Here is a 9,646-nt window from a genome sequence, read left to right as displayed (position 1 = left end):
TCCTACGGCTACTGATACGGTGAGACTGATAGTGAACGTACTTCCTGTGCCAGCGATACTGATAAGACCAGATTATACGGATTCAGTGAGAGCTGGGGATACCATCCGTTATACCATGGAGGTATTGAACTCAGGCAATGGACCTGATGTAGCAGACATCAAACTTGTATCTACTCGTACAAACTGGAGACATCGACTTGTGACGAAAACAGGCTTGACAGATCTATCAGATACAGATTCTGACGGAACTCCAGACGTGGGTACATTACCAGGTATATCCGGTGGCGTTCCCGGTATAGACAGCTTCTATTTAGATGTATCTCCTCCTTATGGCGAACTACCTGGACGACTTGACTCAACCATCGTCTACGCGTACTCATCTGTATTCGATACGGTATACGACAGCGCGATAGTGGTGACAAAGGTAAGAGGCATAATAAAACTGGATATAGAGCCCAATTCTTCTAAGATAATACATCAAGGTGAGGAAGCAGTATACAGATTAGAGGTTTCGAACTGGGGCGGCGCACCCGATACAGTAGAGATATGGAGTCATGCTTCACCTGATATTGGCTGGACGTACTCGCTAAATTCAGATAGCCTTGGCGGAGCCTTGACCGATTACGATGGAGACGGAGTCCTGGATGTAGGGTCTGTAGATTCAGCCGAGACTAAGTACGTATATCTTACCGTAAGGCCGCATTCAGGTTTAGGCGAGATAGTTGGAGCATTCGATACGACGGTCGTTGAGACAAGATTCGTACTCATAAAGACCAGATATACGAATATACCCAATCTTGTCAATGACAGTGTAATAATATCGACGATATTTCAGCCTGAGATTGATATCCACAATTATCCCAATCCTTTCCGCACGAGCACGACTTTCGCGTACAGCATACCGGCGCCGGGTTATGTATCCCTAAAGATTTACAATCGAGCAGGCGAACACGTAAGGACCGTAATCGACAACGAACATTTTGAGCGAGGCGGCATGTTCGAGACACCTTGGGACGGCTTGACATCCGACAACAAGCGTCCGGCGCCTGGGGTGTATCTTTATACGCTTGAATGGACAGGTGATGAGACTACCGGTATTGTAAAAACGCGAAGGATTGTTAAAAAGGCGTTGAAGCAATAGCGATAAAGGAATGAGGAATAAAGAGGACTCACCCCAGATGCAAAGAGTCCTCTTTTTCATTACAAACTACTGATAATTATAAAAGCTGAACCTTGAATGTCGAGTGCTTATTGCTGACTATGACCTCAAGTATGTATACACCTCGAGAAAGGCGTGATGTTTCAAAAGGAAGCTTCATTTGGTCGAGCAGTTCGCATTTAAGCTCAAAGCTAGCCAGCTTTCTTCCTGTTACATCATAAAGAGATGTCCTTTCGATTTGCAGCGGGGATGTAGACAATAACACCAAGGGTTCTCCTCTCTTAATAACGGCTTTTTTTATTGAAAGAAGATCGGAGTGTATGATTCCGGGTCGTTCAGTGAGGGATGTGGTAGTATCTTTGGATTTGTTAAGGAAGAGAAAATTCCCTGTTGGAGAATCCCAGTTTGTAACCAGCAGATCAGGATACTTTGTATATCGATAGGTGATTTCAACATCTCCAGTTTTGTAAATAAGAATCCACCCGTCTGCAGGGTTCCACTTGTAATCGGAAGGTGGAGATACCTCGCCATCAATTCTTACCTCTGCAAGATCAAGTATGGGAAAATGCGAAGGGTAGATGACGGTTCCTTTTGCAACATTGCCCAGGGATTCTGTTTCTAATTTCCAATTATCATTGTTCACCTCAGCCCAAATGACCTGCTCGCAAACTAAGTCGTCCGGATTTAGCGGCAGCCAAGACCATGTCGGCAGCGTGTCGAATTTGTTATCTTTGTTCTCGTATACGGATAGAGGTTCCCACCATCCGCCTGCGGCAAGGTCGAGGTCACCATCACCATCGGCATCTCCCCAGGCTACGCACGACTGATGCATCCACAGTTTAGATTCCCAGGAAGGTAATGTATCAAGTGAACCTTCTTGATTCAAGTAAATTCTTATTCTGCTCTGATCATCGCCTACCTGGTTGTTGTCCGCCGCTGCCATATCCAGATATCCATCAGAATTAAAATCGCCAAATGCTATCTGAATTGTATGATGGGCATCCCCTGATGTCCAGCCTGCTTTAGTATTAAGGATGCCTTCTTCCATATAGTATATTCTGTTTCTTTGAAATCCAGCAGCAGCAAGATCAAGATCACCATCCTTGTCTATGTCTACCCAGCATGCATCCATGTTGAGATCTGCATCATCTGACATCCATATAGGTTCAGAAGAGAGCAGACCGTTCTGATTTCCGTATACAACTATGTGTCTGTATTGCTTGTTGTAATCATTTCCTGTTGCGAGAACGAGATCGAGGTCTCCGTCACAATCCGCATCACCCAAGTCGCAACTGAAGGAATAAAGGGTATCACCTTCTAACCAGATTGGGGATGATGTGAAATGTCCTGTATCATTTCGATAAACCCTTGAAGGGTTGGGTTGCCAGCCGGAACCACCGTAGGCGAAGCCCGCAACTGCAAAATCGAGATCAGCATCTGAATCCAAATCGCCTAAGGAGATATGTCCGTTACAAGCCAAGTCATCTGAGTTCCAGGAAGCGGTACGTTCAAGAGTATCTTTTTTGTTGTAGTAACCCCTGTTTTGGTTCCTCGCCATATCGTTGCCATTTCCTACAACCAAGTCAAGATCGCTATCAGCGTCAATATCCGCAAGGATTCCGCCTGTAGAATAGTCCGAATCCTCGGATTCCCATTGAGGTGTATTTTCTAAAGGTATAACAACGTTAAGAAACAGGCTCAGTAGCAAGAAAGTATTCATAATTTCTCCAGTTTTCAACTAGTATAGCAATTTATTCTTTACAATCAAGCGTCCATTTTATCGAAAAGGAGAAATGGTGAGACTTAAATCACAGCAGGGTGAATTTCCGGTTTGTATGCTACGATGATTTCTGGATACTCATCAATGAAACTACACTTTGCGACAGGATAGAACATTTTATTCTCTAAAGAGAGTATAATTCTACAGAAATGGTTTTATCAATTTCTAAAATGGCATAGTGATCAGGAGCAGGACCAGGATTTGCAACAATAGTTTTATCAAGATTGGTTTTCCCTCTTCCTTCGTGAATATGGCCGCAGAGTAGGAGATTTGACTGGCGCTGGAGTATGAAATTCCTCAAGGGTTTTGATCCGACGTGAGTTCCAATAAATGTCTTGTCGCATACTCCGTAAGGCGGAGCATGTGAGAGGATAATTGACCTGCCTTCAATTGGGATCTCCAACCATCCCTTAAACATGTTTTCATAATAGTATTCCGGAAATTCCCGCGGGGTTTTGAAAGGTGTAGGAGTAGAACCGCCGATTCCCAGAACCTGATAGCCGCCAATTTCCACTGTTTTACCATCAATACTGATACCTTCACGTTCAAGCCAATCGGATGCATCAGCGGTTTCCCAGTTGCCTGTGATGGAATATACAGATGGGTAAGAAGTTCTCAATTTGTTCATTATCTCCTGAGTCTTGATCAAGCCTTTGCCTGTCGTGATGTCTCCGAGGACAAAAACGCAATCGATATCATCAAGCTTCAGGAGCTGGTCAATCGGGCGGTCATGCAGGTCAGAGATTGCGAGTATTTTCACAAGGTGTCAGAGTTTCGTTTCTTCGGGTTGATGTTTAATAAGAAATTGTAGCCATATATTACCCAGGTTATGAGAACAAGAACAGTCAGGACCGGGACAAGATAAAGCAGAAGCCACCGGATATTAAGCAGTCCGGCGCAAATCATTGCGAAGAAAAAAATGCCTGTTATCTTCCCCGGCACGTTTGACGGAAGAACAAGGGTTTTAGATGTCAGAAGAAAAAAACTTCCAGCAAGGATTGCCGCATCTCTAGATAGAACCACTACGGCGAGAAACAAAGGTATTCTGCCTTTTACTGCAAGGATCATCGCAAGGATGTTTAAGGTGAGCTTATCTGCGAGTGGATCTAGAATCTTGCCCCACTCGCTTTTCTGATGGAATCTTCTAGCAATCATGCCGTCTAAAGCATCCGTTATCGAGGAAAAAACAAAAAAGGCGAAAGCGAGAACGTTTCTTTCCTTAAGGAGAAACCATACAGTGGGAATCAAGAGAACAAGCCTGAACAATGAAAGGATATTGGGAACAGTAAGCAATCTCCACCCAAGACTATCTGCGTTACATGTTTTTTTTTCTTTCGCCCTATCTAGGAGTTCATTAGACATCATTGGTTTTCAATCAGTTCACTTGCGTGAGCTCTTACTGCCTCAGAAATTTCCTCGCCTCCAAGCATCCTTGCCAGTTCTTCCACTCTGCCGTCTTTTGTCAGCTTTTCAATGTGGGTAAAGGTTCTTCCATCTTTCTCTTCCTTGATCACTCGGAAATGAGAGTCAGCGTAGCGGGCAATTTGGTGAAGGTGGGTAACAAGGATTACCTGTTTTGTTACGGAGAGTTCTTTTAGTTTCTTTCCCACGACCTCAGCTGTACGTCCACCTATTCCGGAGTCAATTTCATCAAAAACAAGAACAGGGACGGTATCTGAACGGGAAAGTACCGTTTTGAGGGCGAGCATGATCCGCGATAGCTCTCCGCCTGATGCTATTTTTGAAAGAGGCTTCGGTTTTTCTCCCGGGTTAGCTGAAAAAAGGAATTGGATTTCTTCAAGTCCGTTTTCCGATATGCGAAACCTCTTTCCTTCTTCTTCGTAAAGCCCATCCGGGTCTTCAATTCTCAAAAGTTCAACATCGAGAAACGCTTTAGGCATTCCAAGTGTTTTTAACTCGTTTTCGACAGCAGAAGAGAAACTATCCTTTATCTTTTTTCTTTTCATAGAAAGATCTTGCGCAATAGTAACAACTTCATTCCTTAGCACAACCTCATCCGTAATCAATTTCTCAAGTTCTTTTTCGTCATATTCAATTGAATTGAGTTTTTTTTGTAATTCATCCTTTAATTTCAGAAGTCCTTCCTCGTCAAGATTATGCTTCCTTAAAAGCTTTTCCAAGGAAAATAATCTTTCGTTAATCTCTTCGAGTCTTGTGGGGGAGTATTCAATGGATTCTCGATATTTTACAAGGCTTCTCCAAACCTCGTCTATCCTTATTTCTGCTTCTTTAAGTGTTTCAAGAAGATCTCTGCATCTTGTATCCAGGATCGCAAGCTCTTCAAGCGCATTCGTTCCAAGTGCAAGTCCTTCAAGAATGCTGGAATCATTTTCAGAAATCATATTGATGAGTCTTGTTATCATTTCTGCTCTTTTTTCAGCCGAAGCAAGAAGTTCTCTTTCAGATTTTAGAGCAGATATCTCACCTGGTTTAAGATCAATTTGTTCAATTTCTGCAATCTGGAATTCAGTATAGTCTCGAATTTCCTTGCGTTTTGCCAAATCAGACCTCAAATTCTTGATACTTACCGCAATTCTATTATATTCGGAAAGCTTTGCAGAAAAAGATTCCCTGAGTTCTTGGATACCACCGAATGAGTCCAGGAAGAGCCCATGATACGCCGGTTTCAGAAGGAGCTGATGGTCATGTTGGCCATGTATATCAACCAGGCCATCACCCAATTCTGAAAGTGCCGCTTGTGTGATTTGATGCTGGTTAAGGTAATTTTGAACCTTTTTACCTTTATCAGCAATCCTTTGAATCAGAAGCACATTATCTTCGACTTTGGCCCATTCAGGCAGAACAAGTTTCTTTGCATCGAAAGTCGCTTCAACTTCCAAGGTGTTTGCCTCAGAGCGAAAAAGATCATCAGTGATTTTATCGCCAAGAACGGTTTGCAGGGCGCCTAGAAGTATTGATTTGCCTGCGCCGGTTTCACCGGTAAGTATGTTCAATCCTTGAGAAAAACAAAGTTCGGTCTTTTCAATTAACGCAAAATTCCGTATAAAAAGACGCTCAAGCATCCCTGATGCCTCCCCACCGCATCTTGTGTCTGAGTATTTCAAAAAAAGAAACTTTCTGGGGCATAACAAGCATTGCATGACGTTCTGATCGCGAGAAATTAACTTTTTCGGAAGTGTTAAGGACCCGATGTTCCTGACCGTCAATAGTCAGAATGACGTTAGGATTTTTAGAACCTACTTCGACTGTAACCGTATAAGAAGGCGGAACGAGCATTGGTCTTGCCGAGAGAGCGTGAGGACATATTGGAGTTAAAACAATAGCCTCCAGCCTTGGATCTAATATCGGACCTCCTGCTGCAAGCGAATAAGCGGTTGAGCCGGTTGGAGTCGAAACAATCAAACCGTCTCCCGTAAAACGGGTAAGAAATTCGCTGTTGACGTAGGTTGAAAGTTCAATGGATCTTGCATCGTTGCTCATATTGAATGTAGCGTCGTTAAGTGCAAAGAAAACATCGTCATCAACCGAGATTTTAACAAGCATTCGTTTTTCAATCCTGACCTTTTTTTTGGAAAGATCAGAAAGTGCTTGGTCTATGTCAGAAGACTGAAAGGCGGTCAGGAAGCCGAGTCCTCCAAGATTGATACCCATGACAGGTATTTCGAGTTCGCCGGTTTCCCTGACGGCGCGGAGCATTGTCCCATCACCGCCAAGAGCTATAACAAATTCTACGGATCTGTCGAGTTTGGGCAAACTGTTGATAGTGTGATTCTCGAAAGAAGCCCATGACTTGATTTTTGAGACGACCTCGTCAACAAGAGGTTTTTGTTTATTGTATACTAAAGCTATTTTCATGCAGACTCGCATAAAGAAAACGCAGATTTCCTCTGATGTCAACCCCTTTTTTGAATTCAAGTGTACTTTGGGAAAGATAACTATTAAGAGGTTTCTCAATCAAACCGTCTATCTCTAAAGAAACAAGACCGTCAGGAGACAGGTAATCGATTGACAAATCGAGAATTCTTCTGACAACCGAGCAACCGTCATCCATCCCGTCAAGAGCAAGCGGAGGATCATACAACCTGACTTCATCATCAAGATGAGGTATTCTTGACGATGGGATATACGGTGGATTAGAAATGAGAAGATTAACTTTTCCCTTTAAGATTTCGGAACCGCTGAAATGAATAAGATCGGCTTCAAAAAAATTAATAGCGTCTGACAAACCCAAATGTTCCGCATTGCGTTTTGCGAGCGCAACAGCCCTTGAAGAGATATCGGTTGAAAAAATCCTTGCGTCTTTGAATTTTCTTGCCAACGCTAATGAAATGACACCCGTCCCTGTCCCTATCTCCACGATGATTTGAGGGTCCTTTGGCAATCGGATGAGCGTATTTTCAACAAGTTCTTCGGTTTCAGGCCTTGGGATGAATACGCCGTCTTCGATATTGACCTCGAAGTCCAAGAAAGGTTTTTTCCCTATTATTAAATCTATTGGTTTACCGGAGTCTCTTTCTATCAGTAGACGAGTATACTCATTCTTCATCACAGGGGAGAGGTCAAATTCAGAAGCAACAATATCAGGCATTCTTAAACCGGAAACGAATTCGAGAAGAATTATTTTTTCTTGCCATGATGCTTTTGTGCTAGCAGTTCGAATGAACTCAAGAGCCTGATTGGACATACCTGCGGGCCTCTTCATCCGAAAGTAAAGTATGATACTCAAAGAGATCGCCGTCTAAGATTTCTCCAAGACGGTAAAGACTGACTTTGATGCGGTGATCCGTAACCCGGTTTTGCGGGAAATTGTATGTTCGTATCTTTTCGCTTCTTTCGCCTGAGCCTATCTGACCTCTTCTTTCTGCGCCTTGTTTTTGGATTTCTTTTTCCCTTACGATTTCATCAACTCTTGCGCGTAAGATTCTCATTGCTTTGAGACGATTTTGCATTTGGGAACGTTCATCCTGGCAGCTAACCACGACCCCGGTGGGTTTGTGCCTTATTCGGACCGCTGAATCCGTTACATTAACATGCTGTCCGCCGTGTCCTGATGCGCGGAATGTTTCTATCTCAAGGTCTTTAGGATCTATCGAAATATCCTGCTCTTCAACTTCAGGCAATACTGCAACCGTTACCGTCGAAGTATGTATGCGGCCCTGGGCTTCAGTCTCCGGCACCCTTTGAACTCTGTGCACTCCCGATTCAAAGCGAAGATATCTATATGAATCTTCGCCCTTTACAAGAAAAACTATTTCTTTGAAGCCTCCTACCTCCGTAATATTTGAGGAAAGAATCTCTTGCCTCCAGTTTCTTCGTTCCAAATACCTGGAATACATTCTGTAGAGGTCAGCTGCAAAAAGAGTAGCTTCACTGCCGCCGGCTGCAGCACGTATCTCGACTATGCAATTCCTTTGCCATCGTTCATCCTGAGGCATCAAAAGTGAACGTAGCTCTCTTGTTAAGCTTATCTTTCTTTCTTCGAGTAAAGTTATCTCAGTACGTATTGCCTGAATGAACTCCTGATCTTCCGTTGAGGCTTCAAGCATCTCTTGTGCGTCTCCGATTTCTTTCAAGGTTCTTTTAAGGTTTTCAGCAGAAGAGAGTACTTTTTCGCATTGTTTATGGCGGTAAGAGAGCTTTTTTAACTCTCTTTGATCAGAGATAACATTCGGGTTCATTAATTTTGCTTCAAGGTTTGTTTTTTCTTCAGCAATCAAGCAGGCACTTTCAAGTAATCTGTATGATTCATGATTAGGCTCATTCTGAGCCTTGGTTGTGGATGATTGCGACATCGTCTATGGATTTCTTATTAAGTCAAAAGAAATTGCTAATATTGTATACCTTGAGGAAACGAATTGAAGGTGATACACAGGAGGATTAAGCCTTGAATTTATCTCTGAGTTTGAGATACTTTATATACTCCTCTAGATCCGGCACGCTGCGGATTGTAATTGAGTTTTCTGAAACTCTAATCAGATCAACCTGTGCGAGCCTGTCAAGATATTCAACCACTTTTGCTTTTTCAACTCCTGTAATGTGGGCTACATCTTCAGATGTTATCTTATCAAGGCGCACGCCTTCGTCCAGTGGAGTACCCTGTTGCTTGGCTCTGGAAAGGATGAAATGAATGATTCGTTCCTCATCGCTTTTGATTGTCAAGTATTTGAGCTGCTCGTCAAGGATTCGAACCCTTTTTGCAAGAATCTCGATCACGTACGCAATAAGAGGGTTTTCGTTGATTTTTGAGACAAAGGATTCCTTGTCGATAATCAATAGATCCGTTTCTTCAATTGCCGTTGCCGTCGCAGAACGAGGACTTCCGTCAATCACTGCCATTTCGCCGAAGAAATCTCCCTCCTTGAGGATTGCAAGAACCTTTTCCTGATCCTCTTCGCCCAAAGAAACCTTTATTTTTCCCTTTCGGATGAAGAACATCTCTTCACCAGTATCACCTTCTTTGAAAAGAACTTCGCCAGGCATGAGCTGACGTTCATAACGGGGTTTTTTATCCCACATGCGTTTCCTCCTAAATGTAACTGTATCTCTTAAGCTTACTGGAAAAACCATTGGATGTCAAGCCGACTTAGTTCGTGCGCCAGGAGATAGTTGCCAGTGGTTAGAGAGGGTATTAAAGAAAGCGGGGGTCTTAAGCAGACTTAGAAAAAAAGAGCTAAAGAAGGAGAGAGGCCGCTTATCCAGCTTGCTTATAAAACCCTAGGGAGCAT

9 protein-coding genes are annotated in these 9,646 nt (G+C 43.1%); 1 reads left to right on the top strand and 8 read right to left on the bottom strand.

What is annotated here, in order from left to right; translation table 11 throughout:
* Positions 1 to 31: 31 nt before the first annotated feature.
* A complete protein-coding gene (locus GX441_10675) occupies positions 32 to 1,141 on the top strand; it encodes a hypothetical protein (GenBank protein ID NLI99108.1) in 1,110 nt (369 codons plus the stop codon).
* Between the two features lie 76 nt (positions 1,142 to 1,217).
* Here the strand turns inward: GX441_10675 and GX441_10670 are convergent, their stop codons facing one another.
* From GX441_10670 to GX441_10635, 8 genes are all read right to left on the bottom strand, one after another.
* Positions 1,218 to 2,879, bottom strand: coding sequence for a T9SS type A sorting domain-containing protein (locus tag GX441_10670; protein ID NLI99107.1), 1,662 nt, complete (start codon positions 2,877 to 2,879; stop codon positions 1,218 to 1,220).
* A gap of 184 nt (positions 2,880 to 3,063) precedes the next feature.
* Positions 3,064 to 3,699: a YfcE family phosphodiesterase gene (locus GX441_10665; protein ID NLI99106.1), complete on the bottom strand. Its 636-nt coding sequence runs from the start codon at positions 3,697 to 3,699 to the stop codon at positions 3,064 to 3,066.
* A complete protein-coding gene (locus GX441_10660; protein ID NLI99105.1) occupies positions 3,696 to 4,304 on the bottom strand; it encodes a CDP-alcohol phosphatidyltransferase family protein in 609 nt (202 codons plus the stop codon). Before GX441_10660 ends, GX441_10665 begins: the two co-directional genes overlap by 4 nt.
* The gene (gene recN / locus GX441_10655; protein NLI99104.1) at positions 4,301 to 5,983 is read right to left on the bottom strand and encodes a DNA repair protein RecN; all 1,683 of its coding nucleotides are present in this window, start codon (positions 5,981 to 5,983) and stop codon (positions 4,301 to 4,303) included. Before recN ends, GX441_10660 begins: the two co-directional genes overlap by 4 nt.
* A complete protein-coding gene (locus tag GX441_10650; GenBank protein ID NLI99103.1) occupies positions 5,976 to 6,776 on the bottom strand; it encodes an NAD(+)/NADH kinase in 801 nt (266 codons plus the stop codon). The genes recN and GX441_10650 overlap by 8 nt, the downstream gene beginning before the upstream one ends.
* Positions 6,751 to 7,623, bottom strand: a complete 873-nt coding sequence (locus tag GX441_10645) for a peptide chain release factor N(5)-glutamine methyltransferase (protein ID NLI99102.1) — start codon at positions 7,621 to 7,623, stop codon at positions 6,751 to 6,753. The genes GX441_10650 and GX441_10645 overlap by 26 nt, the downstream gene beginning before the upstream one ends.
* The gene (gene prfA / locus GX441_10640) at positions 7,586 to 8,713 is read right to left on the bottom strand and encodes a peptide chain release factor 1 (protein NLI99101.1); all 1,128 of its coding nucleotides are present in this window, start codon (positions 8,711 to 8,713) and stop codon (positions 7,586 to 7,588) included. The genes GX441_10645 and prfA overlap by 38 nt, the downstream gene beginning before the upstream one ends.
* An 85-nt stretch (positions 8,714 to 8,798) precedes the next feature.
* Positions 8,799 to 9,437, bottom strand: a complete 639-nt coding sequence (locus GX441_10635) for a Crp/Fnr family transcriptional regulator (GenBank protein ID NLI99100.1) — start codon at positions 9,435 to 9,437, stop codon at positions 8,799 to 8,801.
* Positions 9,438 to 9,646 lie beyond the last annotated feature (209 nt).

This window comes from bacterium (assembly GCA_012517375.1).
Taxonomy (GTDB): Bacteria; Hydrothermota; Tepidihabitantia; order B3-TA06; family B3-TA06; genus JAAYVC01.
Note: the sequence above shows the minus strand (reverse complement) of the source record. Positions and strands in the feature narration are given on the sequence as shown.